Genomic DNA, 23,065 nt, shown 5'->3' with positions numbered 1-23,065 from the left:
ACAGCACCGTTGCCTTTCAAAGCGGCGGAAGCACATGCTGGCAAGCCTGTCACATTCAGGCGCCAGGAAGAAAACTGGCTACGTGTCACGGAGTTGAAGGGCGAGAAGCGGACCTTCGCTTACGTTGTTCGGATGAGGGCCACATGAGCACGCGTGGCATCAACTTCCTTGACCAATGGATCGCGAACAACGTCCCTGAGACCGCACCCGCGGATGTAATCTCCGTTGACGAACTCACGCACAAGCTCATCGCCGATGCAAAGGCAGTCGGCATCAAGCGGGGGAGATCGACGACGAAGTCGACAGCCTCTATCGCACCATCCTTGATGCCATAGTGCATTTCCAACCCGGTTTGACGGGATAGGAGTGTCGTTGACGCTTCTTGTGCTTCAGGACTCTTTGACGGCTTCCGGCTTCAGCGGCTCGTGATCAGGCACTTCATGCCACGTGACCTGTCTCCCCTAGGCCTGTCCGGTTAGCATCTGCTTCTTGAGGAGGAACCGGGCGAGGTTGTTGATGTTCCGCGGCGCCACCTTCCTGGGGAGATGCGCTAGGAGGTCTTCCGATTTGACGTCGTTGCGGAACCGCTCCGCCCAATCTTCGGTGAGATCGTCCCGCTGCAGCCGTAAATTCGTTTCGAACTCTCCGTCCGGCATTTCAACCGACAACTGCCGGGCCACCGACGCAACGTACGGCCGAGGATCGTCCAACAGATCCTCATAAAAAAAGTGATCGTATGCCAGATCGGCCAGCCGCAGGTAAGCTTCCCAGAAGGCATAGCTCTGCTCGATCAGGAAATAGGCCTGGCAGATGCCAGCGAAGTCGTATCGCGGAACCAGATCGGCGCCGTCCATCGTGCTTTTCCAACACCCCGACGCCTTTGCCCGGCAATAGGAAATCGCTTGGCGAAGGCGGTCCCGCCGCTCCAGCAGGACCAAGCCCATGGAATGGCGCCGGCTGCATTCAGCGAGGAAGTCAGCTCCATATCTGGCCTGCGACCAGTGAAGATGTCGTGGAAACAGTTTCACGGCGAACGTGCCGTTTGCGGTTGCGCCGCGATCGATCACGGCGGACATCAGGTCATCGAAGGATTTCGGCTTGCACCCCAGATTGGCCGTGTCGAGCCACTCGGCCGACTTGCCCAACAGTCCCGTGCTGTTCGTTAGACTGCCAAGCCATTCGGAGCCGCTGCGGGCTTCGGTCAGTATCGCGACGCCCTTCATGCGTGCCGCTTCTCCACGGCTCGCATGATCTTGATTGCAGAATGCCGTTCTTCTTGATGGTCCCTCGGCATGGTCAAAGCTCCGCTTAAACAGGTTTAAACGGACAAAGGCTTATATGGTTCCGCCGATTCGGCGGCAGCAAGGCAAAAGTGCGAGTTTCCTGCACTTGAAGAGCCCGAACACAGGTGCCGGCCACCTGTGGTGGCCGGCCTATGCGTCAGCACGAAGCGATTATAGCCCAATGCGGAGCCAGACGCGCTCGCGCCAGCAGCGGGTGCGACGGCGGCCATGGCGCCAGTAGCTGCGGCAAACTCGTCTCCAGCCGCGGCGACGCCCGTCGCGACGACGCCAGTAGCCATCGTGGCCATGATGGCGGCGAAAATGCCAGTCGCGATGCGAGACCTGCTCCACCTCGACCGCGTCATCCCCTTCGAAGACAGCCGGATCCGGCTTGTCCAGTTCATCGAGAATTCCGTTTCCCTGGGGAACACCAGCTACCGCGCGGCCGGGTCCGGCCACGCTCGCAAACGCCACTGCCCCCGCGACGCCAAGCATTCCAGTAAGAAACAACCGACGTTCCATAAAAACCTCCCGAGTTGTTGATCTTCGACACCTCGTTCCCTCGCCCGCAACGGGCTCCAGCGCGCATGCCGAACGGCTTGAACGTGCGGCAGCGGTTCTCGTTCCATCACCCCACTTCGCGCAGGATGAAATCATGCAGCATCTTGGCGGCCGGCGACAGGACGCGATTCCTGACGGTGATCAGGCTGTAGGGTCTGACCTCGATGTCGAATTCGGTTTGGACGACATCGATGGCCCCGGCAAGCCCGTCCGGGTTCTGGATGAACTTCGCCACTTGCACCGAGACCGGCGCGATGGCATCCGATTGCGCGACCATGACAAGTGTGAGCAGCAGTGAACTGGTGTTCAAGATCCGGTCCGGCAGCGCGATGTTGCGGTTCAGGAAGTTGCTCTCCATCGCCTGACGCAAGGGCGAACCGCCCGACTGGAAGACCCAGTCATAGGCAGCGGTGTCTTCCAGCCGCACCATATTGCCTCCGGCGAGCGGGTGGCCGCGGCGCACGATCAGGCAGGCCTTCTCGACGCCGATCACACGGGATTCGAACAGTCGTGGATTGAGGTCGTCGGGAATGCGGGCGATGATGAAGTCGTGGCGCGAGGCGATCAGCTCGCGGGCGAGCACGTTCGACGTCTCGACCTGCATGGTGATCTCGATGCGCGGGTAGATGCGGCGGATTTCACGGATCGCCGGCACCGCCAATTCGATCGCCGGCGCGGTCACGGCGCCGAGGAACACCGAACCGCCCTTGCCGGCCTTGAGCTCGGCAATCTCGCGGTCGGCTTCGAGCATCTCGAGCAGGATCGAGCGGGCGCGCCTGGCAAGCGCCTGGCCATAGGGAGTGAGGGTCACCCCGCGCGGCAGCCGTTCGCACAGCTTCACGTCGAGCACCGCTTCCATCTCGGCGATCATGCGCGAAGCGGCCGGCTGGGAGATGTTCATGACCTGGGCCGCGGCGCTCACCCGTCCGTGATCGTCGAGGGCGGCGATCATGCGCATATGGCGCAAGCTCAAGCCACTGCGCAGGAGTGTCTCCCCGTCTCCCGGGAGCTTCTCGTAACTTACTGGAATCGCATCGGGATCGCGCAATGCCGCCATGATCTCCCAGCTTTCTCGCCGATTGCTTTCCGGATGCTAGATCATACCGATTTCGGTATAGCAACCACCAAAGATCGCATTTGACAGTTATGGCAAAGGGACCCACCCTTCGCGCGTTCCGAGGCGCACGGGTCGGTGGCGATCAAAATCGTATCGATTGAACCGCGTCGCGGAGCCGATTGGGAGGATACCGGAGATCGATAATGCCGACAGCGGCGCGTTTGCGCTCCTGTCTGGCTGCGCGGCCCGCGAAGCCCCGAGGTGTCGCGTCCATCAACCAGGGAGAGTAATGTGAAGATTATCAAGACGCTGGCCGCCGTGGCGGCCCTTGGCATCGCTGCCATGACCTATCAGGCGCACGCGGCCGACAAGGGTCTTGTCGGCGTGCTGATGCCGACCAAGACCTCGCAACGCTGGATCAATGACGGCGACGCCGTCAAATCCCAGCTCGAGGCGCTCGGCTACACTGTCGACCTGCAATACGCGCAGGACGACATCCCCAACCAGCTCAGCCAGCTGGAAAACGAAATCACCAAGGGTCCGAAGGCGCTGATCATCGCCTCCATCGACGGCACCACCCTTTCGGATGCGCTGCAGAAGGCCAACGACGCGGGCGTCGTCGTCGTCGCTTATGACCGCCTGATCAAGAAGACCAAGAATGTCGACTATTACACCACCTTCGACAATTTCGGCGTCGGCGTGATCCAGGCGAATTCCCTGGTCAAGGGTCTCAAGGAGCGTTTCCCGAACACCAAGCCGTGGAACGTCGAACTGTTCGGCGGCTCGCCCGACGACAACAACGCCTTCTTCTTCTACAATGGCGCGATCTCCGTCCTGCAGCCGCTGATCGACGACGGCTCGATCAAGATCAAGTCCGGCCAGACCGGCATGGACAAGGTCGGCACGCTGCGCTGGCTCGCCGCCACCGCCCAGGCGCGCATGGACAACCTTCTGTCGGCCAACTACTCGGACGGCAGCCGCGTCGATGGCGTTCTGTCGCCCTATGACGGCCTGTCGCGCGGCATCACCGCCTCGCTGCGCGCTGTCGGTTACGGCACCGACGCACAGCCCTGGCCAATCGTGACCGGTCAGGACGCCGAGACCGCCTCGGTCAAGCTGATCATCTCGGGCGAGCAGTACTCGACCGTGTTCAAGGATACCCGCGAACTGGCCAAGGCCACGGTGCAGCTGGTCGACAAGGTGCTCTCCGGCGGCAAGCCGGAAGGCCTCGACGAAAAGACCTACAACAACGACGTCAAGGTGGTTCCCTCGATCCTGCTGACCCCGCATGAGGTCGACAAGTCGAACTACCAGGCCCTGGTCGTCGACTCCGGCTACATCAAGGCCGAAGACCTGAAGTAATCCCGGTTACAAAGACAGGGGTCCTGCGCGACGCAGGGCCCCTTTTCGTTCACAAGCGGCCCCGGTATTGTTTCTACCGGCCTAGAGCCATTCCCGGAAAAGTGCGCAGCGGTTTTCCGTCAGGAATTGCCTAAAAAAAGAAAGTCTAGGAGGAGCTTGCCCTGATGACCTCGACGATTTTGGAGATGCGCGACATCACCAAGACGTTCCCCGGCGTGAAGGCGCTGTCGAACGTCAACCTCCGCGTCGAGGAAGGCGAAATCCATGCCGTGGTCGGCGAGAACGGCGCTGGAAAATCGACACTGATGAAGGTGCTTTCGGGCGTCTATCCCTCCGGCACCTATGATGGCCAGATCATCTTTCAGGGCCAGGAATGCCAGTTCAAAGGCATCCATGACAGCGAACACAAGGGCATCGTCATCATACACCAGGAGCTTGCGCTGGTGCCGATGCTGTCGATCGCCGAAAACATTTTCCTGGGCAACGAGCACGCCAGATACGGCGTCATCGACTGGGACGCCAACGAGGCGCGCACGTCCGAGCTTTTGAAAAAAGTCGGGCTCAAGGAAGACCCCAAGACGCTGATCACCCATATCGGCGTCGGCAAGCAGCAGCTGGTCGAGATCGCCAAGGCGCTAAGCAAGGAAGTGAAGCTGCTGATCCTCGACGAGCCGACAGCATCGCTCAGCGAAAAGGACAGCCAGGCGCTGCTCGATCTTTTGCTCGAGTTCAAGCGGCAGGGCATGACCTCGATCCTGATCTCCCACAAGCTCAACGAGGTGAACCGCGTCGCCGACAAGGTGACGGTGATCCGCGACGGGCGCACGATCGAGACATTGCCGAGGAAGGATATCAGCGAGGACCGCATCATCACCTCGATGGTCGGCCGATCCCTCGATGATCGCTACCCGCCGCGCGAACCTAGCATCGGCGACGTCATTTTCGAGGTCAAGGACTGGTCCGTCTACCACCCGATCCATGCCGAACGGCAAGTGATCAAGAGCATCGACCTGAAGGTGCGCAAGGGCGAAGTTGTCGGCATTGCGGGACTGATGGGCGCCGGTCGCACCGAATTCGCCATGAGCCTGTTCGGCCGCTCCTATGGCCGGCGCATCAGCGGCGAGGTGCTGCTCAACGGCAAGCCCGTGGACCTTTCCACAGTGGGCAAGGCCGTGCAGAACGGCATCGCCTATGTCACCGAGGACCGCAAGACCTATGGGCTGAACCTCATCGACCATATCAAGCACAATGTGACGCTGGCCAACCTCGCCGGCGTTTCCAGTGGCGGCGTCATCGACGATATGCGCGAAATGAGCGTCGCCAACGACTATCGCAAGAAGACCAATATCCGCGCCTCCAGCGTCTATCAGCTGACCGGCAATCTCTCGGGCGGCAACCAGCAGAAGGTGGTGCTGTCGAAATGGCTGTTCGCCGACCCGGAAGTTCTGATCCTCGACGAGCCGACGCGCGGTATCGACGTCGGCGCCAAGTACGAAATCTATACAATCATCGCCCGCCTCGCCGCCGAGGGCAAAGCGATCATCGTCATCTCGTCTGAAATGCCGGAACTCCTCGGCATCACCGACAGAATCTATGTCATGAACGAAGGGCGCATCGTCGGCGAGATGGCGGCAAATGACGCCAGCCAGGAAAAAATCATGCGCGCCATTGTTCGCGGAGAAGGAAAAGCATCATGAGCACAGACAGCGCTCCCGCACCGCAAAGCGGCACCGCCGAGGACGTCAAGCAGGGTCCTCGCGTCGCCGTCTCGGCGCTGACGACGAACCTGCGCGAATACGGCCTGATCATCGCGCTGATCGTCATCATGCTGTTCTTCCAGTACACGACGTCGGGAACGCTGTTCAAACCGGTCAACCTGAGCAACCTGGTGCAGCAGAACTCGTTCATCATCGTGATGGCGCTCGGCATGCTGCTGGTCATCGTCGCCGGCTATATCGATCTCAGCGTGGGATCGGTCGCCGGCTTCATCGGCGCGCTTGCCGCCATGATGATGGTCATCTGGCCGCTCGGCATGTTCAGCAATCCGCTTGTTGTCTCGATCGTCTGCCTCATCGTCGGCGGGTTGATCGGTGGCGCGCAAGGGTACTGGATCGCCTATCACCGCATACCAAGCTTCATCGTGACGCTCGCCGGCATGCTGATCTTCCGCGGCATCTGCCAGGCGCTGCTTGGCGGCGGCTCCTCGGTTGGCCCGCTTCCCGACAGTTTCAAGGCGCTGAGTTCCGGTTTCATTCCCGACGTCATCGGTCCGCTGACCCTGATCCCGCCGACGGTGAACGCGGCCGGCAAAACCGTTTTGGGCAGTGGCCTGACGCTTCACATGACGACAATCGTGCTGGGCCTGATCGCGGTGCTCGCCTACGCCTATTTCGGCTTCAGGACGCGACGCAAGCGCGAACTCCACGGTTACGAGGCCGAGCCTTTCACCCTGTTCGTCATCAAGACGCTGGTCGGCAGCGCGCTGGCGCTCTTCCTGATCTTCCAGTTCGCGACCTATCGGGGCCTGCCGATCGTGCTCCTGGTGATGGGCGTACTGATCTCGCTGTTCGTCTTCGTCACCAAGCGCATGACCATCGGCCGCCGCATCTACGCCATGGGAGGCAACGCCAAGGCGGCGCAACTGTCGGGCATCAACACCGAGCGGCTGACGCTCTGGGTGTTCGTCAATATGGGCGTTCTGTCGGCGCTCGGCGGGCTGATCATCGCCGCACGTCTCGGCCAGGCCGTGCCGGCCGCGGGCCTCGGCAGCGAACTCGACGTGATCGCGGCCGTCTTCATCGGCGGCGCCTCGGCGATGGGCGGCGTCGGCCAGGTCATCGGCGCGGTGGTCGGCGGCTTCATCATGGGCGTGATGAACAACGGCATGTCCATCATGGGCGTCAATGTCGACTGGCAGCAGGTGGTCAAGGGCCTGGTGCTGCTCGGGGCCGTCATCTTCGACGTCTACAACAAGAACAAGGCTTGAGGGCGGGGCGAGGACTAGGAGGCATACGGGTTCTAGATCGCGAAGCTGCCGGCAGCCCGTCGGCACCAAGAAGTCCGGCGAAGGACCAGGCTCGCGAATGCAATCCGGACGAAGCGTTTCAAACCGTGGCGCGTTTCCGCGCCGCGCCGGTCAGGATTTGCCCATTGGCAGCCGGATACAGATAAATGAGAGGACTGATCATGCTGATCTCGCAGATTCTCGACGACGCCGAGACGATCCGTGTCGTTGCCCGCAGCGGAGGGAAGACCCGGATCATTAACGGGGCGCGCAGCGTCTATTCGCTGGCGATGGAGGCCGCCCGCACCGGCGTCGGCCTGGCCGCCCTGATCGAACGCAAGGGGCTTGGCGAGACGATCGATCTCGACGCCGCCTACAAGAGGGGGCGCCTGCTGTCGCCGATCAATCACCCCGACCCGGCGCATCTGCACCTGACCGGCACCGGGCTGACGCATCTGGGGTCGGCCGCGACGCGCGATTCCATGCACAAGAAGCTCAGCACCGACGGCGAGGAGCAACTTACCGATTCCATGAAGATGTTCCGCATGGGACTGGAAGGCGGCAAGCCCGCGAAAGGCCAGGTCGGCGTGCAGCCGGAATGGTTCTACAAGGGCAACGGCACCATGGCGGTCGCGCCTGGCGCGGCGCTCATGTCGCCGGCCTTTGCCAAGGATGCCGGCGAGGAACCCGAGGTCGCTGGGATCTATGTCATCGGCGATGACGGGGCGCCCTTCCGCGTTGGCTTCACCTTGTCGAACGAATTCTCGGACCATGTGACCGAGCGCGTGAACTATCTCTTCCTCGCCCACTCCAAGCTGCGCAATGCCTCCTTCGGCCCGGAGATCCTGATCGGAGACCTGCCTTCGGACATCCGCGGCACGTCGCGCATCCTGCGCGACGGCAAGGCTTTGTGGGAAAAGCCCTTCCTGTCGGGTGAAACGAACATGTCCCACACCATCGCCAATCTCGAACACCACCACTTCAAATATTCGGCCTTCCGCCAGCCTGGCGACGTGCATGTGCATATGTTCGGCACCGCGACGCTATCCTTCGCCGACGGTATCAAGACGGAGGCCGGCGACGTGTTCGAGATCGAGGCCGGGGATTTCGGACTGCCGCTGCGCAACCCGCTCGAGATCGAGAAGCCGGTGAAGGTGTCGGTAAGGGCGCTTTGAAGCCATGAGCTGGTGATTTCCCCTCGTGGGATGGCCGGCAAGCCAGAGCGGGGCGCTCTCCCGCTGATCTAGCAATAGGTTCCAGTCACGCCTTCGGCTCTCAACAGATCGCGGGATGAGCAGCAATCCTTCGCGCCCCCTCTGCCCTGCCGGGCATCTCTCCCACAACAAGGACCCACAAGAGGGAGATCGGCAGCTTCGACCTCATCGCACGGAGCGGAAATGCTTCGACAGCTTCAGGCCCTGTGCCTGGTAGTTCGAGCCGAGATCGGTGCCGTAGAGCGCCTGTGGTCGCTTCAGCATGTGCTCGTAGACCAGCCGGCCGACGATCTGGCCGTGGTCGAGGATGAACGGCACTTCGTGGCTGCGCACTTCGAGCACCGCCCGGCTGCCGGTGCCGCCGGCCGCCGAATGGCCGAAACCCGGATCGAAAAAGCCGGCATAATGGACACGAAACTCGCCGACCAGCGGATCGAACGGCGTCATCTCGGCGGCGTAGAGCGGCGGCACATGCACCGCTTCCTGGCTGACGAGGATGTAGAACTCGTCCGGATCGAGCACCAGTTCGCCGGCGCGGCTCTTGTGGATCGGCTCCCAGAAGTCGAGGACGTCCTGCGCGGCGCGCTTGTCGACATCGACGAGGCCGGTGTGGTGCTTGCCGCGATAGCCGACCAACCCATCCTTGTCGCCATTGAGGTCGATCGACAGCGCGATGCCGCCGCCGGAAATGTTCGGCGGCTCCGTGGCGACCAGCATCTCGGCACGATGCAGGTCATGCAACTCGGCTTCCGAGAGCAGCGCGTTGCCGGTGCGAAAGCGTATCTGGGACAGGCGCGAACCCGTGCGCGCGATGATCGGAAAGGTGCGCGGGCTGACCTCGAGATAGAGCGGACCGTTGTAGCCGGCGGCGATCTTATCGAACTCGTGGCCCCGATCGGTCATGACGCGGGTGAAGATGTCGAGCCGCCCGGTCGAGCTCTTCGGATTGGCCGAGGCCGAAATGTCAGCCGGTAGGACCAGACTTTCGAGCAGCGGCACAATATAGACGCAGCCGGTTTCGAGGACCGCGCCTTCGGTCAGGCTGATCTCGTGCAGTTGCAGCCGATCGAGCTTTTCCGACACCTTGTGGTTGGGACCGGGCAGGAACGAGGCGCGAACCCGCCAGGCCTTTTCGCCCAATCTGAGATCAAGGCTCGCCGGCTGGATCTGGTCGGCATCGAGTGCACGCTGCGACTTCAGCGCGCCGGACCGGAACAGCGCCGAAATGTCCTGATCGGGAAGAATGCCTGTCTGCCGCAAAGTCTGGCTCCGCCCCAAGACTGGTCTCTTTGGTTGCAGGTTCTTGTTTGTTGCAGGTTCTTGCCGCAAAACCGCCGGGCACTTTTGCGGAACCTGCCTTGGTACAAACGTCTTAATGAAGCCGGCAATTGACGCAAGCGTGGCGCGGGTCTAAAGGGTCGTTATCCCGTGGTGATTTGGCCGGTCGGCTTGCAGCCACGTTAAACAAGTCGCTAAAGGACCGTCGGGCCGCAAGGCCGTATGGACCGGTTGCGACTTTCGCGGCCGGTTTTTTTGTGTCTGGAACAAAGCGATGAGCACCAAGAAGCGCAACTGGAAACCTCAGACGGCACTCGTGCATGGCGGAACCCTGCGTTCCGGCTTCGGCGAAACCTCCGAGGCGATGTACCTGACCCAGGGTTATGTCTATCAGACGGCGCAGGCCGCCGAAGCCCGCTTCAAGGGCGAAGAGCCTGGTTTCATCTATTCGCGCTACGCCAACCCGACCGTCGACATGTTCGAAAAGCGCATGTGCGCGCTTGAAGGCGCCGAAGACGCGCGCGCCACGGCGTCGGGCATGGCGGCGGTGACGGCTGCCCTTCTGTGCAGCGTCAAGGCCGGCGACCACATCGTGGCGGCGCGCGCGCTGTTCGGCTCCTGTCGCTGGGTGGTCGAGACACTGGCGCCGCGCTATGGCATCGAGGCGACCTTGGTCGACGGCACCGAGATCGCCAATTGGGAAAAGGCGGTCAGGCCGAACACCAAGCTGTTCTTCCTGGAGAGCCCGACCAACCCGACGCTCGAAGTCGTCGACATCGCCGCCGTCGCCTCGCTTGCCAATTCGATCGGCGCGCGGCTGGTCGTCGACAATGTCTTCGCCACGCCCCTACAGCAGAAGCCATTGCAGCTTGGTGCGCACATCGTCGTCTACTCGGCCACCAAGCATATTGACGGCCAGGGCCGCTGCCTGGGCGGCGTCATCCTGTCGGACAAGAAGTGGATCGACGAGAACCTGCACGACTATTTCCGCCACACGGGCCCCAGCCTGTCGCCGTTCAACGCCTGGACCTTGCTGAAGGGCCTCGAGACCTTGCCGCTGCGCGTGCGCCAGCAGACCGAGAGCGCCGGCAAGATCGCCGACTTCCTGGCCGAGCAGCCGCAGATCGCCCGCGTCATCTATCCCGGCCGCGCCGACCACCCGCAGGCCGATATCGTCAAGAAGCAGATGTCGGGTGGCTCGACGCTGATCTGCCTCGACGTCAAGGGCGGCAAGCCGGCGGCCTTCGCCCTGCAGAACGCCCTCGACATCGTGCTGATCTCGAACAATCTGGGCGATGCCAAGAGCCTGATCACCCACCCGGCGACGACCACCCACAAGAATTTGAGCGACGAGGCCCGCGCCGAACTCGGCATCGGGCCCGGTACGCTCAGGCTGTCGGTCGGCCTGGAGGATACGGACGATCTGCTTGAAGATATCGCGCAAGCGTTGAAGGCCGCCAAATAGGTTTCGTCCAGGCAGCGTCGTCAGCAGCGATCAGGCGCTCGACGGCGTCTCCTCCAGTTCCGCCGTCTTGGTCCGGATGGTCATGGCGTTGCCGCGCCAGTCGACGGCGCCGCCGAGCCAGCCGCGCGCCCAGATGGCCGGGAGCATGACGTCCCGCGCGACCGTCGCCGCGATCATGCGCGTCGAGACGTGCCAACCCTTGGCCAGGGCCAGAGCGCATTCCGGAAGATAGAACGCCGCCAGCACGGCAATCGCGGTCGCCCAGAGGCTGACGCCGGCGCTCCCCGCCGCAACCAGCGCAAGAACCAGCGGGACCGCCGCACCAGTCAGGATCTCGGGCGCGAAGAACAGCGGGAAGGTGACGCGGCGCAGGCGCGCCCAGCGGGCCTGGCGCGACCAGATCTCGCGAAACGTGCGCTGGCCGAGCGGCTGCTCGAAGGGCGCCGCAACGAGGTTGACACGCAGGCCGAGGCCGTTCACCAGCTTGGTCGCGGCGGCGTCCTCGGCGATCTCGGCGGCCAGCGCGCGGATGCCGCCATTGGCGTCCAGCATCGGCTTGTTCCACAGCATGCTCTTGCCCTGCGCGAAGCCGAGGCCGAGCGCCTCGCCGGCATACTGCCAGCGGGCCTGCAATGTGTTCAGGAAGGCGCATTCGACGTCGGCCCAGAAACCATCTGGCCTGGAGCCGATCGGCGTCGAGCAGACAAGGCCGGTACCGTGCCGCCACGCCGCCATCATGTGCTCGACGTAGTCCCTAGGCATCAGAACGTTGGAATCGGCAAGAATGACCCAGTCGTGGCGCGCCGCTTCCCAGCCTTTCACGCAATTGTTGAGCTTGGGATTGGCGCTGACACGGTCGTCGCCGATCAACAGCCGGGCCGGCACCTGCGGAAACCGGGCAATCGCCCTGTTTATCAGTTTGACCACCGGGTCGTCGGCATGGGCGACGCAGAAGATCAGTTCGTAGCGTGGCCAGTCGAGCGCGAAGGCGCGTTCCAGCGTCTCACGTGTGAAGGGCTCGACGCCGCGCGACGGGACGAGAATCGACACCGCCGGCGATCTGCCCGCCGGCGGGGCGATCGTGGCGCGCCGTTTCAGCTGTGAAGCGGCAAGCAGGATGCTGGCAGCGTTTGAGAGGATGAGTGCGGTCGAAAGCGAGGCGGATATGAGAGTGAGTTCCATCGAGATCTGGTCACTCCGGAAGTCGGCCCGCGTCGCGGCCGTTTTCAACAGTTCGACAGAGGGCCGAGTCGCCCGGTTCGCGCACACCACCATTGTCGTGTGTCACTTAAATGACATTCTTTGCCGGCACCTGCGTTTCAATCCCAGGCGCGACAAGACGCGCACGTTGACCTGCTCACCGCGAGCGTCGAAAGTCGTCGGATTGTTTTGGAGCCGCTCATGTACCGCGCCGTGACGCGCAACATCGAAGTGCAGGTCAGGCCGTTCTATCTGGAGGATCGTTCGGATCCCCAGGAGAACCGCTACGTCTGGGGCTATCAGATAACGATCGACAACCAGTCTGACGAGTTCGTGCAGCTTCTGTCGCGCTATTGGCATATCACCGATGGTGCCGGCCGGGTCGAGGAGGTGCGCGGGCCGGGCGTTGTCGGCGACCAGCCGGAACTCAATCCCGGCGACAGCTATCAGTACACGTCCGGCTGCCCGCTCTCGACACCCTCCGGGATCATGGTCGGACGCTACACGATGCGCAACAAGCGCGGCGAGACGTTCGACATCGCCATCCCAGCCTTCTCGCTCGATCTGCCGGGGACAAGGCGCACGGTGAACTGAGGGCCGACGGTCACGCTGCCCTCAGCCGCCCTTCGGGCACCTTCTCCCCGCGGAACGGGGAGAAGGAAAGGCTTTACTGAGCCGCAAACTCGGCTGGGTCGAAGTCGTACTGCGTCGAGCAGAATTCGCACGCGACATGGATGCCGCCATCCTCGGTGCTGTCCTTGATCTCCTGCGCGGAGAAGCCCTCGAGGATGCCACGGATCTTGTCGCGGGAGCATGAGCACTGGTCGGCGACGGGAACGCCGCCGAAGACGCGCACGCCATGCTCATGGAAGAGGCGATAAAGCAGCCGCTCGGCGCCGATGGTCGGGTCGATCAATTCGGTCGGCTCGATGGTGCCTAGCAACGCCAGGAGTTCCTGCCAGGAATTATCGGCCGGATCGTGGACTTGCTCGCGCGGATCGCCGTCCCCACCCGGCAGGTCCGGAATGCGCATGCGCTCGGGCGATTGCGGCAGGAACTGCGCCAGGATGCCGCCGGCGCGCCATTGCTCGCGCGCGCCGCCGACACCGGGGGTCAGCAGCTTGGCGACCGAGAGCCTGATATCGGTCGGGATCTGTTCCGACTGACGGAAATAGGTGCGTGCCGCATCTTCCAGCGTTTCGCCATCGAGCTGGACGATGCCTTGATAACGCTGCGTATGAGCGCCCTGGTCGATGGTCAGCGCCAGCACGCCGCTGCCAAGCAGCGTCTGCTGGGACGTCTCACCTGCCCCGACCAGTGCTTCGAGCCGATCCGCATCGAAGCGTGCGTAGGCGCGCAGCGCCGAGGGCGTGGAAAAGTCCGCGACCAGCATGTCGACAGGCCCGTCGGTACGGGTCTGCAGGATGAACTTGCCTTCGAATTTGAGCGAGGTGCCGAGCAGAACGGTCAGCACACAGGCTTCCGCCAGCAGGCGGGCGACCGGCTCGGGATAATCGTGGCGGCCAAGGATGGCGTCGAGCATCGGCCCAAGCTGGACCGTGCGGCCGCGCACGTCGAGCGGACCGACCTCGAAGGGAACGACGTGATCGTCGCCGGCATAGCCGAACTCGCCGAGTTTGGGGTGATGTTCAGTCACTTGATGGCTTTCCAACATGACAAAGCTCCAGGGCGCGGCCATGCGGCCCTGGTGGGCACATGCGTCCAAACGCGCTTGATTTGCGTGATGCGGCGCAGATAGGCATCGCGCCGCCGCAGATCAAGCGCCTGGGCATTTCGGGCGCCCAAGACACTTCAAGCACCAAGACGCTCTAAGCACCGAAACACTCTAAGCACCGAGGCACCAGGCAAGCACCGCCTTCTGGGCATGGAGCCGGTTCTCGGCCTCGTCGAAGACCACCGAATGCGGCCCGTCGATGACCTCGTCGGTTACTTCCTCGCCGCGATGGGCCGGCAGGCAGTGCATGAACAATGCATCCGGCTTGGCCTTGGCCATCAGCGCCGCGTTGACCTGATAGGGCGAGAAGACATTGTGGCCGCGAGCACGGTGTTCCTGTCCCATCGACACCCAGCAGTCGGTGACGATGCAGTCGGCCTGGTCGACGGCTTCCTCGGGCGAGCGGGTGAAATAGAGCTGGCCGCCATGCGCCTTTGACCAGTCGATATGCTTCTGCGCCGGTTCGCTGCCTTCGGGCACGGCGACGTTGAGATTGAAGCGGAACCGTGCCGAGGCCTCAAGCAGTGAGTGCAGCACATTGTTGCCGTCGCCGGTCCAGGCAATCGTCTTGCCGGCAACCGGACCGCGATGCTCCTCGAAGGTCATGATGTCGGCCATCAGCTGGCACGGGTGGGTGTCGTCGGTCAGGCCGTTGATCACCGGAACGGTGGCATTCTCGGTCAGTTCCAGCAGCCGCTCATGCGAGGTGGTGCGGATCATGATCGCATCGACGTAGCGCGACAGCACCTTGGCGGTGTCGGCGATGGTTTCGGAGCGGCCGAGCTGCATCTCGGTGCCGGTCAGCATGATGGTCTCGCCGCCGAGCTGGCGCATGCCGACGTCGAAAGAAACGCGCGTGCGCGTCGACGGCTTGTCGAAGATCATGGCCAGCACCTTGCCTTCGAGCGGCTTGGTCCGCTCGCCGGCCTTGAGACGCGCCTTTCGCGTTACCGCATCATCCAGCATGAAGCGCAAATCGCCTTCGGAAACGGTGGAAAGATCGGTGAAATGGCGAACTGACATCAGGAATGGTTCCGGATTACTTCGCGGCGGCGGAGGCGATCGCCTCCGACAGGCCCTTGGCGCCGGCGCGGATGCGGTTGAGCGATTCGTGAATCTCGGCGTCGGTGACGGTGAGCGGTGGCAGCAGGCGAATGACGTTGTCGCCGGCCGGAACGGCCAGCAAATGCTGGTCGCGCAGCGCCATGTTTACCTTGCCGTTGGGCATCGCGCATTTAAGGCCGAGCATCAGCCCGGTGCCCCGGATATCCTCGACGATTTCTGGGAATTCGTCGGCTATCGAGGCTAGCCCCTGCTTCATCAGCAGCGCCTTGCGCTGGACATCCTCCAGAAAGCCGTCTTCCAGAACGACGTCGAGCACGGCGTTGCCGACCGCCATTGCCAGCGGATTGCCGCCGAATGTGGTGCCGTGCACGCCGGCGGTCATGCCGACGGCGGCCTCGTCGGTGGCAAGGCAGGCGCCCATCGGGAAGCCGCCACCGATGCCCTTGGCGATCGCCATGATGTCGGGCGTCACCGCAGACCACTCATGCGCGAACAGCTTGCCGGTACGGCCAATGCCGCATTGGACCTCATCGTATATCAATAACAGGCCGTGCCGTTCGCAGAGCTGCCGCAGCCGCTTGAGCGACTGTGTCGGTACTGGGCGGATACCGCCCTCGCCTTGCACCGGCTCGATCAGGATCGCGGCGGTCTCGGGCGTGATCGCCTTCTCGGCGGCATCGATGTCGTCGAAGCCAACCTGGTCGAAGCCTTCGACCTTGGGTCCGAAGCCTTCGAGATATTTGTACTGGCCGCCTGCCGCGATGGTCGCCAGCGTGCGGCCATGGAAGGCGCCTTCGAAGGTGATAATGCGGAAGCGCTCGGGATTTCCCTTGACGAAGTGGTATCGCCGCGCCGTCTTGATCGCGCATTCCAGCGCCTCGGCGCCGGAATTGGTGAAGAACACCTTGTCGGCGAAGGTAGCATCAGCCAGCCGCTCGGCAAGCCTGCTCTGCCCCGGGATCTCATAGAGATTGGAGACGTGCCAGAGTTTCGCCGCCTGCTCGGTGAGGGCCGCGACAAGGTGCGGATGGCCATGGCCAAGTGAATTGACCGCGATGCCGCCGGCGAAATCGAGATATCGCTCGCCCTTGTCCGTAACCAGCCAAGTGCCTTCCCCATGGTCGAAGGCCAGGGGTGCGCGAGCAAAGGTCTCGTAAAGCGCCGAACCGCTCATTATATGCGTCTCCGGTACCGGAAAATCAAAAAAGCCGCCAAAGCGGCGGCCTTCTGCGGCTTATCGTGTTTTTCGGCCATGAAGTCAACGAAAACGTCGCCTAGTGGCGCGCGGCAAGCCCTCCGACGCAACGCCGGCTCATGAACGACCGGGCAAGTTGGGGAAAACCGAAAAAACCGATTCGTGTTGCACTTGGGACTCTTGTCACCGAGTCAGCGCATAGAGTAGTTGTAGTCGAGAAATAACTAGATTTCGTGCGGCGGACCTAATCACCAGATATATGTGGTGTCTGTCCCAGCAGTGGTGCTGGGTCGGGAATGGATTCTGATTGCCGCACGCTTACGAGGAGCGCGGTCATGAACTGGACTGACGAGCGGGTAGAACTCTTGAGAAAACTGTGGTCGGAGGGTCTGAGCGCAAGCCAGATTGCTGCGCAGCTTGGAGGAGTCAGCCGCAATGCCGTCATCGGCAAGGTGCACCGGCTGAAGCTGTCGGGTCGCGGTCGCGCAACGGCGACGCCGGCGCGCCAGAAGAAGGTGACGCAGGGATCGACCGTCCAGAAATCGGTGTCGCGCGCCGCAAGCACGGCACGCCACGTCACGACTTCGATCGGCGCGACGGCCCTTCAGACGCAATTCGACGCCGAACCGGTGGCGCGGCACTACATCCGTCCGGTCGAGAACGTCGTGGTGCCGATCTCACGGCATCTGCAGCTCGTCGAACTGACCGAGCGCACCTGCAAATGGCCGAATGGCGATCCCCTTTCGGAGGACTTCAACTTCTGCGGCAACGAAGCCGCTGAAACCGGTCCCTACTGTAAATACCATGCCCGCGTGGCGTTCCAGCCAGCGGCGGAGCGGCGGCGGAACCGATAAGCGGAGTGAGGAGTGAGTGGTGCGGAAATAACCGCTCCCACTACTGACTACTGACTACTGACTACTGACTTCCTCACAGCCAGCCGTTCTTCCTGAAGCGCCAATACAGGAAGCAGCAGATCAGCGCGATGGTGGCCAGCACCATCGGGTAGCCATATTCCATCTTCAGCTCCGGCATGTCGGTAAAGTTCATGCCGTAGATGCCGGCGAATGCGGTAGGCACGGCTAGGATGGCCGCCCATGAGGCGAGTTTCTTGGAGATCGCCGTTTCCTGGCTTTGACCGACCAGAAGACTGGCCTCGAAGGCAAAGGCCAGCACCTCGCGCAGACTGTCGATCTTCTCCTGGACAGTACGGATGTGGTCCGTCACGTCGCGGAACAGCGGGTGCATGGCCGAATGGATCTGCGGCAGGTCGGAGCTGGTTAGCCGGCGACAGACTTCCACCAGGGGCAATGCCGCGTTCCGCAGGCGCAGGAGGTCGCGGCGCAGCATGTAAAGGCGTTCGATGTCGGGGCCGGTCATCGGCTTCAGCAGGACCTTGTCCTCGATTGCCTCGACTTCGTCCTCGATCTGCTCGAGCACGGGCATGTAATTGTCGACGATGAAGTCGAGAATGGCATAGAGGACGAAATCCTCCCCCTTGGCCAGCGAGTGCGGGCAGCTTTCCCAGTGCTGCCGCACGACGGCATAGGATGTCGAAGGGCCGTGCCTGACGCTGACGATGTAGCCTGAGCCGACAAACAGATGTGTCTCGCCGAAGGTGACGCGCCCGTCGATCAGCTGCGCCGTGCGGGCGACGATGAAAAGCGCATCGCCATATTGCTCGATCTTTGGCCGCTGGTGCGGATGCTCGGCATCCTCGATCGCCAACTCATGCAGATGAAACTGCGCCTTGACGCGCAGCAGAAGTTCGCGGTCGGGTTCAAGCAGCCCGATCCAGACGACATGTCCCGATTTCTTGGCCCATTCGCCGGCTTCCTCGATCGGAATATCGGCGATGCGGCGCCCGGCGGTATAGACGCCGCAGGCGATGATGCCCGATGTCGGCGGCGAGGATTTGAACTCTCGGACATATTCCATCGCAGCCTCCCGAAAGCGTTGCCTTCCCTGGGGAACCGGCAAGCTTGTCTCGGGATAGTCTAGCGCAATATGATCAAGCGTTCGAGGGGATGTGCGTTCACTTCACCGGCAGCGCCTCGGGGAGGCCGATCTTGTCGGTCTTGTCGCCTTTGGGCCGGTCGGCGGGCATCTGGTCGCCGGTGACGATGTAGTAGATGGTCTCGGCGATGTTGGTGGCGTGATCGCCGATCCGCTCGATATTCTTGGCGCAGAATAGCAGATGCGTACAGGGCGTGATGTTGCGCGGATCTTCCATCATGTAGGTCAGCAATTCGCGAAACAGCGAGGTGTACATGGCATCGATCTGGTCGTCACGGTCGCGCACGAAGCCGATCTTGTCGACCGAGCGCGACGCATAGACGTCGAGCACTTCCTTCAGCTGGGTCAGTGCCAAATTGGCCAGAGCCTCCAGGCCGCGAAACAGGCTGGTCGGCTGCCGGCCGTCGGTGACGGCAACCACCCGCTTGGCGACGTTCTTGCCGAGGTCGCCGACGCGCTCGAGGTCGGCCGAAATGCGGATGGCGCCGACGATCTCGCGCAGGTCCGTCGCCATCGGCTGACGCCTGGCGATGATGATGATGGCCTTGTCGTCGATCTCACGCTGTCCCTCGTCCAGGACGGCGTCGTCTCGGATGACCTTCTGGGCCAGCCCCGGATCGGCATTGACCAGGGCGGCGACCGCCTGCTCGACCATACGCTCGGCATGGCCACCCATCGCGGCGATGCGCTTCGAAAGATATTTCAGTTCCTCGTCATAGGCGCTGACAATGTGAACGGACTGCATGGATGAAATGCCTTCCCACGGGATCTTGTCTTTGAGTCGTTTCCTCGAATCCCCGCTGATACGCTAACGGGATGACAGAAAAAAGAAACGGCCCCGTGGAAAACTAGGGCAGTATCAGTGTGCCGGCAAATGGACCGAGAAGGCGGCGCCCTTGCCGACCTCGGACCTGATCGTCAGCCTTGCGTTGTGACGCGTCAGGATGTGCTTGACGATCGACAGGCCAAGCCCCGTGCCCTTCTGGGTCCGGCTGGTCTCGACATCGATACGATAGAAGCGCTCGGTGATGCGCGGGATGTGTTCCTCGGGGATGCCGGGACCAAAGTCCCTGATCGTGACGTCGATGCCAGGTTCGGGACCATCATCGCCGCGCGCGATCGACACCAGGACACGGCCGCCCGACTGGCCGTATTTGCAGGCATTTTCCAAAAGGTTCTCGAACACTTGGAACAGCTCGTCGCGATCGCCTGGCACATCGAGCGGCCCCTTGGCGAAATCGCGCTCGATGACGATATTGTTTTCGCGGGCGAGCGGGCCGAGCGAATCGATGACGCTGTCGACGGTCTGGCGCAGATCGACTTCGGTTCCCGGCTGCAGATAGGGTTTCATCTCCAGCCGTGACAGCGACAGGAGATCGTCGATCAGGCGCGCCATGCGGCCGGTCTGGTTCTGCATGATCTGGAGGAACTGCTCGCGCGCCGCCGGATCGTTGCGGGCCGGTCCGCGCAGCGTTTCGATGAAGCCCGCGATCGAGGCTAGCGGGGTGCGCAATTCGTGACTGGCATTGGCGATGAAGTCGGCGCGCATGCGGTCGATACGCCGCGCCTCGCTCTGGTCCTTGAAAACCAGCACATAAAGATCGGTGCCATGCCCGACCGAGGATGCGCTGACCCGGTAGGCCCGTTCGACAGGCAGTTTCTCGGTGTAGTCGACGACATCCGAGGCGACGGTGCCCGACAGCACACTGTCAAGCAGTGCCTGCATTTCCGGCGCCCGGAATTTCAGCGGCAGCGATATGCCGGGCGCGATGCCGCCAAAGGCTGCAAAGGCGGCGGCGTTGGCGTGGACGATGGTGGCGGCGTGGTCGAAGATGATGAGCGGGTCGGCGACCGCAGCCGCCAGATATTCGCCGGACAGGCGCTGCAAGCCAACCGCCTCGATCACCGCGGCATGCCCCGCGGAATGGCGGGCACTGGTGACCGGCAATATTGCCGCCACCGGCAGCAGGAGCAGCGCCGGTACCAGCACGTAGGCGGAAATGCCGGCGAAGCCAAAGGCGATCAGAACCGCCACGACACCGGCCGCAAGCAGCCAGCGGCTGTGCCACAGCCGAGCGGCCACAGCTTGCCCCGTGCCTTTCTGCTCTGCGCCCAGCTCGGTCATTCGCGCGCCCAGCCTCCACCGGTCACACGGCGGCGAAAACTTCCGCTGGACCGCAAATCAAAAGTGCTACAGCCTCCTTTGCGCGTCCAAACGAGGCGCGGCGCTGCAGTGGCTCCCAATAGCATGAGTCCAGACACTTAGAAGGGTTCGTCTGCATGAAAAAAGCCAAGGACAATTCGGTAACGCCAAGCGCAGGCCCGCTGAAAATCAGGATCGGCGGCAAGGAACGGGAGTTCGATATCGAGAATCCCGAGCTTCCGGACTGGGTCGAGGAGAACAAGCTGACCGCGGGCGGATATCCTTACGACAAGAAGATGAAGAGCGATGAGTATGACGAGACGCTCGAGAAATTGCAGATCGAGCTCGTCAAGGCGCAGGCATGGCTGCAGGCGACCGGCAAGCGGATGATGGCGCTGTTCGAGGGTCGTGACGCTGCCGGCAAGGGCGGCACGATATTCGTGCTGCGCCAGTATCTCAACCCACGCACGGCGCGCAACGTTGCGCTGACCAAGCCAACCCCGACGGAACTGGGGCAATGGTACTACCAGCGCTATGCCGACCATTTCCCGACAGCGGGCGAATTCGTCACCTTCGACCGCTCCTGGTACAACCGTGCCGGCGTCGAGCCGGTGATGGGTTTTTGCACCCCCGAACAGCACGAGAAGTTTCTCGACGAGACGCCGCATTTCGAGCGAATGATCGTCAATGACGGCATCTATTTCTTCAAATTCTGGCTGAACATCGGCAGGGAGACGCAGCTCGAACGCTTTCACGATCGCCGCTACAGCCCCCTGAAGAGCTGGAAGTTCTCGCCGATCGACATTGCCGGCATCACCAAGTGGGACAATTACACCAAGGCGCGCGACACCATGTTCGAGCGCACCCACAAGGAGTTCGCGCCATGGATCATCGTGCGGGCCAACGACAAGCGCCGCGCGCGGCTGGCGGTGATGCGCCGCATCCTCCTGTCGCTGCCCTATGAGGGGCGCGATCTCGACGTTATCGGCAAGGAAGATAAGAAGATCATCGGCGAAGGGCCGTCATTCCTGGGCAAGGAAAGTTGATACCTGCTGTGCCGCGTGATCGTCCGCGCGGCACAGCATTCCGGGCGATGGCTCAGGCAGCCAGCCTGGCGATCCGCTGCAACCGTCGCAACGTGGCGTCGTCCTGCAGCGCCTGCTGGAACAGCGATATCTCCTCATCAATGCGCTCACATAGGGCGGCGGTGTTCCCCTTGAGTAGGCCGCGTGTCTGCAGCAAAGCGGCAACCGGCTTCTTTGCCAACTGCCTGGCTCGGCCAAGCGCCGCTTCCTCGACGCTGCCTTCCGCGACGATCTCGGCGACGAGGCCGAGCGCCCTGGCGTCTTCGGCACAAAGCGTGTCGCCGAGACAGAAGAAGCGGAAAGCACCGGCATAACCGAGCTTCTGCGGCGCCAGGATGCTGGTTGCCGCGTCCGGCACCAGGCCGAAATCGACGAACGGCACCCGGAACGTGCTTTTTTCAGACGCGATCACCATGTCGCAATGGAACAGGATGGTGCAGCCGACGCCGACGGCATCGCCGTCGACACAGGCCAGGATCGGCTTTGGAAACGTCGCCAGCATGCGGAACATGTCGGTGACGGCGGCGATCAGCTTCTGGTGCTTGGCGGCATCCAGGAATTCGGAAAAGTCACCGCCAAGGCAGAAGCAGCCCGCTAGGCCGCGCAGCACGACGACCCGCACCTGGTCATTCTCGGCAGCTTCATGGAACGTCCTGGCAAGGCTCTCATAGGCCCTCCGGTCGAGCACCGGCCGGCCGTCATTCGACGACACGGTGACGATCAGCGTGTGGCCGCGCAGTTTGGGTTGCGGGTGCGCGTTCATGACGCCCTCCTTTGACCGAACATGTCGGGATATCCCCTGGCCAGGACGGGTGCATGATGATTGCGGCGCGAACGCACCACGTCCAGCGTGTGTTCGTTGAAGGTGAGCAGCGTCGCCACGACCTGTTGGCTGCCATAGGTGCGCTGATAGCCGAGCGGCGTCGCCAGGAAGTGCAGTTGCAATGCGCGCAGCACCCACATCGGCTCGAACTCGATGATCACCTTGTCGACGCCGCGCTTCAGACCCCACTCGACGAAACCGGCTATCAATTCCGTGCCGACGGTCGAGACGCCGCGCCGGCCGTCGCGATAACCCGGAGCCACCGCATAGCGGGTCAACTCCCAGATGTTGGGACCCGCCGGCGGCGTTCCTTCGGAGAGATCGGTCAACACCTCGGTCAACAAATGCGGCCGTGTGGTCGGCAACATCCTCTGATAGCCCGCGACTCCATTGCCCCTGATGACGATCTGATGCACCGCCTCCTCATGATCGAACTGGTCGACCTCAAATCCGTCGGGGCGCCGAAGGTCCTCCCACCCCATCTCCTCGACGAATATCCGGTAGCGCAGCCGATGGACGGCCTCCCAAAGGTCGGGACGTTCCATCAATTCTTGGGTCGTAAGACAAAAAAGCATTCCGTAG

Annotated in this window: 21 protein-coding genes, 1 pseudogene and 1 riboswitch; of the genes and pseudogenes, 9 read left to right on the top strand and 13 right to left on the bottom strand. The window is 62.5% G+C overall.

The features are described 5' to 3' along the window. Positions 1-143 precede the first annotated feature (143 nt). Positions 144-364: pseudogene (locus ACVWWD_RS12290) on the top strand (DUF768 domain-containing protein). A gap of 97 nt (positions 365-461) precedes the next feature. Here the strand turns inward: ACVWWD_RS12290 and ACVWWD_RS12285 are convergent. The 3 genes from ACVWWD_RS12285 to ACVWWD_RS12275 all read right to left on the bottom strand — a co-directional run bounded on the left by ACVWWD_RS12285 (position 462) and on the right by ACVWWD_RS12275 (position 2,901). After that, positions 462-1,223: a Stf0 family sulfotransferase gene (locus ACVWWD_RS12285; protein WP_023772971.1), complete on the bottom strand. Its 762-nt coding sequence runs from the start codon at positions 1,221-1,223 to the stop codon at positions 462-464. Positions 1,224-1,454: 231 nt separating this feature from the next. Further along, positions 1,455-1,805 (bottom strand): protamine-2 (modular protein), encoded by a 351-nt coding sequence (locus tag ACVWWD_RS12280; RefSeq protein ID WP_352547230.1) that lies wholly within the window; start codon positions 1,803-1,805, stop codon positions 1,455-1,457. Positions 1,806-1,911: 106 nt separating this feature from the next. Next, positions 1,912-2,901 carry a LysR family transcriptional regulator gene (locus ACVWWD_RS12275; RefSeq protein ID WP_352547228.1) on the bottom strand — a complete coding sequence of 330 codons (990 nt, stop codon included), beginning with the start codon at positions 2,899-2,901 and terminating at the stop codon, positions 1,912-1,914. A gap of 291 nt (positions 2,902-3,192) precedes the next feature. On the opposite strand from ACVWWD_RS12275, the gene chvE reads away from it, so the two are divergent. The 4 genes from chvE to araD1 all read left to right on the top strand — a co-directional run bounded on the left by chvE (position 3,193) and on the right by araD1 (position 8,442). After that, positions 3,193-4,263 (top strand): multiple monosaccharide ABC transporter substrate-binding protein, encoded by a 1,071-nt coding sequence (gene chvE, locus ACVWWD_RS12270; protein WP_015319282.1) that lies wholly within the window; start codon positions 3,193-3,195, stop codon positions 4,261-4,263. A gap of 164 nt (positions 4,264-4,427) precedes the next feature. Continuing rightward, positions 4,428-5,960, top strand: a complete 1,533-nt coding sequence (gene mmsA / locus ACVWWD_RS12265; protein WP_352547226.1) for a multiple monosaccharide ABC transporter ATP-binding protein — start codon at positions 4,428-4,430, stop codon at positions 5,958-5,960. After that, positions 5,957-7,249 (top strand): multiple monosaccharide ABC transporter permease, encoded by a 1,293-nt coding sequence (mmsB, locus tag ACVWWD_RS12260; RefSeq protein WP_023772975.1) that lies wholly within the window; start codon positions 5,957-5,959, stop codon positions 7,247-7,249. The genes mmsA and mmsB overlap by 4 nt, the downstream gene beginning before the upstream one ends. Positions 7,250-7,449: 200 nt before the next feature. Beyond that, complete coding sequence (gene araD1, locus ACVWWD_RS12255) at positions 7,450-8,442, top strand: AraD1 family protein (protein ID WP_023783474.1); 993 nt, start codon at positions 7,450-7,452, stop codon at positions 8,440-8,442. Positions 8,443-8,646: 204 nt separating this feature from the next. On the opposite strand, the gene ACVWWD_RS12250 is transcribed toward araD1, so the two are convergent. After that, positions 8,647-9,741 (bottom strand): 2'-deoxycytidine 5'-triphosphate deaminase, encoded by a 1,095-nt coding sequence (locus ACVWWD_RS12250; protein ID WP_023772978.1) that lies wholly within the window; start codon positions 9,739-9,741, stop codon positions 8,647-8,649. Between the two features lie 158 nt (positions 9,742-9,899). Next, a riboswitch (SAM riboswitch) is annotated at positions 9,900-9,977 on the top strand. A 56-nt stretch (positions 9,978-10,033) separates the two neighbouring features. On the opposite strand from ACVWWD_RS12250, the gene ACVWWD_RS12245 reads away from it, so the two are divergent. After that, a complete protein-coding gene (locus ACVWWD_RS12245; protein ID WP_023795380.1) occupies positions 10,034-11,224 on the top strand; it encodes an O-succinylhomoserine sulfhydrylase in 1,191 nt (396 codons plus the stop codon). Between the two features lie 30 nt (positions 11,225-11,254). Here ACVWWD_RS12245 and ACVWWD_RS12240 read toward each other — a convergent pair whose 3' ends face one another. After that, positions 11,255-12,406 carry a ceramide glucosyltransferase gene (locus tag ACVWWD_RS12240; protein ID WP_023772980.1) on the bottom strand — a complete coding sequence of 384 codons (1,152 nt, stop codon included), beginning with the start codon at positions 12,404-12,406 and terminating at the stop codon, positions 11,255-11,257. Between the two features lie 219 nt (positions 12,407-12,625). Between ACVWWD_RS12240 and apaG the strand changes: the two genes are divergently transcribed. Next, positions 12,626-13,018, top strand: coding sequence for a Co2+/Mg2+ efflux protein ApaG (gene apaG, locus ACVWWD_RS12235; RefSeq protein ID WP_023772981.1), 393 nt, complete (start codon positions 12,626-12,628; stop codon positions 13,016-13,018). A 73-nt stretch (positions 13,019-13,091) separates the two neighbouring features. On the opposite strand, the gene ACVWWD_RS12230 is transcribed toward apaG, so the two are convergent. From ACVWWD_RS12230 to ACVWWD_RS12220, 3 genes are all read right to left on the bottom strand, one after another. Then, on the bottom strand, positions 13,092-14,123 hold the full coding sequence (locus ACVWWD_RS12230; RefSeq protein WP_352547223.1) for an Hsp33 family molecular chaperone: 1,032 nt from the start codon (positions 14,121-14,123) through the stop codon (positions 13,092-13,094). Between the two features lie 147 nt (positions 14,124-14,270). Continuing rightward, positions 14,271-15,182: an ornithine carbamoyltransferase gene (gene argF, locus ACVWWD_RS12225; protein WP_023772984.1), complete on the bottom strand. Its 912-nt coding sequence runs from the start codon at positions 15,180-15,182 to the stop codon at positions 14,271-14,273. A 16-nt stretch (positions 15,183-15,198) separates the two neighbouring features. Then, entirely contained in the window at positions 15,199-16,398 is a 1,200-nt protein-coding gene (locus tag ACVWWD_RS12220) for an aspartate aminotransferase family protein (RefSeq protein WP_352547221.1), read from the bottom strand. A 356-nt stretch (positions 16,399-16,754) separates the two neighbouring features. On the opposite strand from ACVWWD_RS12220, the gene ACVWWD_RS12215 reads away from it, so the two are divergent. Further along, a complete protein-coding gene (locus ACVWWD_RS12215) occupies positions 16,755-17,273 on the top strand; it encodes a GcrA family cell cycle regulator (protein WP_352547220.1) in 519 nt (172 codons plus the stop codon). Between the two features lie 73 nt (positions 17,274-17,346). Here ACVWWD_RS12215 and ACVWWD_RS12210 read toward each other — a convergent pair whose 3' ends face one another. The 3 genes from ACVWWD_RS12210 to ACVWWD_RS12200 form a co-directional block, all read right to left on the bottom strand. Next, positions 17,347-18,354: a magnesium and cobalt transport protein CorA gene (locus ACVWWD_RS12210; protein WP_023783468.1), complete on the bottom strand. Its 1,008-nt coding sequence runs from the start codon at positions 18,352-18,354 to the stop codon at positions 17,347-17,349. 97 nt (positions 18,355-18,451) lie between these two features. After that, the gene (phoU, locus tag ACVWWD_RS12205) at positions 18,452-19,177 is read right to left on the bottom strand and encodes a phosphate signaling complex protein PhoU (protein WP_015319295.1); all 726 of its coding nucleotides are present in this window, start codon (positions 19,175-19,177) and stop codon (positions 18,452-18,454) included. Between the two features lie 114 nt (positions 19,178-19,291). Then, positions 19,292-20,557, bottom strand: a complete 1,266-nt coding sequence (locus ACVWWD_RS12200) for an ATP-binding protein (protein ID WP_023795385.1) — start codon at positions 20,555-20,557, stop codon at positions 19,292-19,294. A gap of 155 nt (positions 20,558-20,712) precedes the next feature. Between ACVWWD_RS12200 and ppk2 the strand changes: the two genes are divergently transcribed. After that, positions 20,713-21,621 carry a polyphosphate kinase 2 gene (ppk2, locus tag ACVWWD_RS12195; protein ID WP_352547218.1) on the top strand — a complete coding sequence of 303 codons (909 nt, stop codon included), beginning with the start codon at positions 20,713-20,715 and terminating at the stop codon, positions 21,619-21,621. A 52-nt stretch (positions 21,622-21,673) separates the two neighbouring features. Here the strand turns inward: ppk2 and ACVWWD_RS12190 are convergent, their stop codons facing one another. Both ACVWWD_RS12190 and ACVWWD_RS12185 read right to left on the bottom strand, forming a co-directional pair. Then, positions 21,674-22,423, bottom strand: coding sequence for an enoyl-CoA hydratase-related protein (locus ACVWWD_RS12190; protein ID WP_352547217.1), 750 nt, complete (start codon positions 22,421-22,423; stop codon positions 21,674-21,676). Beyond that, positions 22,420-23,058, bottom strand: coding sequence for an acyl-homoserine-lactone synthase (locus tag ACVWWD_RS12185; RefSeq protein ID WP_352547216.1), 639 nt, complete (start codon positions 23,056-23,058; stop codon positions 22,420-22,422). The genes ACVWWD_RS12190 and ACVWWD_RS12185 overlap by 4 nt, the downstream gene beginning before the upstream one ends. Between the last annotated feature and the right edge of the window lie 7 nt (positions 23,059-23,065).

The sequence above is a fragment of the Mesorhizobium sp. URHB0026 genome (assembly GCF_054059755.1).
The sequence above is the reverse complement of the archived record's forward strand: the minus strand, read 5'-3'. Positions and strand labels throughout refer to the sequence as shown.

Excerpts from the sequence above, each read along its gene's own strand:
- ACVWWD_RS12220 (WP_352547221.1), bottom strand. The coding sequence starts at position 16,398 with ATGAGCGGTTCGGCGCTTTACGAGACCTTTGCTCGCGCACCCCTGGCC.
- mmsA (WP_352547226.1), top strand. The coding sequence starts at position 4,428 with ATGACCTCGACGATTTTGGAGATGCGCGACATCACCAAGACGTTCCCC.
- apaG (WP_023772981.1), top strand. The coding sequence starts at position 12,626 with ATGTACCGCGCCGTGACGCGCAACATCGAAGTGCAGGTCAGGCCGTTC.
- ACVWWD_RS12215 (WP_352547220.1), top strand. The coding sequence starts at position 16,755 with ATGAACTGGACTGACGAGCGGGTAGAACTCTTGAGAAAACTGTGGTCG.
- ACVWWD_RS12280 (WP_352547230.1), bottom strand. The coding sequence starts at position 1,805 with ATGGAACGTCGGTTGTTTCTTACTGGAATGCTTGGCGTCGCGGGGGCA.
- phoU (WP_015319295.1), bottom strand. The coding sequence starts at position 19,177 with ATGCAGTCCGTTCACATTGTCAGCGCCTATGACGAGGAACTGAAATAT.
- ACVWWD_RS12185 (WP_352547216.1), bottom strand. The coding sequence starts at position 23,058 with ATGCTTTTTTGTCTTACGACCCAAGAATTGATGGAACGTCCCGACCTT.
- ACVWWD_RS12190 (WP_352547217.1), bottom strand. The coding sequence starts at position 22,423 with ATGAACGCGCACCCGCAACCCAAACTGCGCGGCCACACGCTGATCGTC.
- ACVWWD_RS12230 (WP_352547223.1), bottom strand. The coding sequence starts at position 14,123 with ATGGCCGCGCCCTGGAGCTTTGTCATGTTGGAAAGCCATCAAGTGACT.
- ACVWWD_RS12245 (WP_023795380.1), top strand. The coding sequence starts at position 10,034 with ATGAGCACCAAGAAGCGCAACTGGAAACCTCAGACGGCACTCGTGCAT.
- ACVWWD_RS12285 (WP_023772971.1), bottom strand. The coding sequence starts at position 1,223 with ATGAAGGGCGTCGCGATACTGACCGAAGCCCGCAGCGGCTCCGAATGG.
- ppk2 (WP_352547218.1), top strand. The coding sequence starts at position 20,713 with ATGAAAAAAGCCAAGGACAATTCGGTAACGCCAAGCGCAGGCCCGCTG.
- ACVWWD_RS12200 (WP_023795385.1), bottom strand. The coding sequence starts at position 20,557 with ATGACCGAGCTGGGCGCAGAGCAGAAAGGCACGGGGCAAGCTGTGGCC.
- ACVWWD_RS12210 (WP_023783468.1), bottom strand. The coding sequence starts at position 18,354 with ATGGAATATGTCCGAGAGTTCAAATCCTCGCCGCCGACATCGGGCATC.
- argF (WP_023772984.1), bottom strand. The coding sequence starts at position 15,182 with ATGTCAGTTCGCCATTTCACCGATCTTTCCACCGTTTCCGAAGGCGAT.
- ACVWWD_RS12275 (WP_352547228.1), bottom strand. The coding sequence starts at position 2,901 with ATGGCGGCATTGCGCGATCCCGATGCGATTCCAGTAAGTTACGAGAAG.
- araD1 (WP_023783474.1), top strand. The coding sequence starts at position 7,450 with ATGCTGATCTCGCAGATTCTCGACGACGCCGAGACGATCCGTGTCGTT.
- ACVWWD_RS12240 (WP_023772980.1), bottom strand. The coding sequence starts at position 12,406 with ATGGAACTCACTCTCATATCCGCCTCGCTTTCGACCGCACTCATCCTC.
- mmsB (WP_023772975.1), top strand. The coding sequence starts at position 5,957 with ATGAGCACAGACAGCGCTCCCGCACCGCAAAGCGGCACCGCCGAGGAC.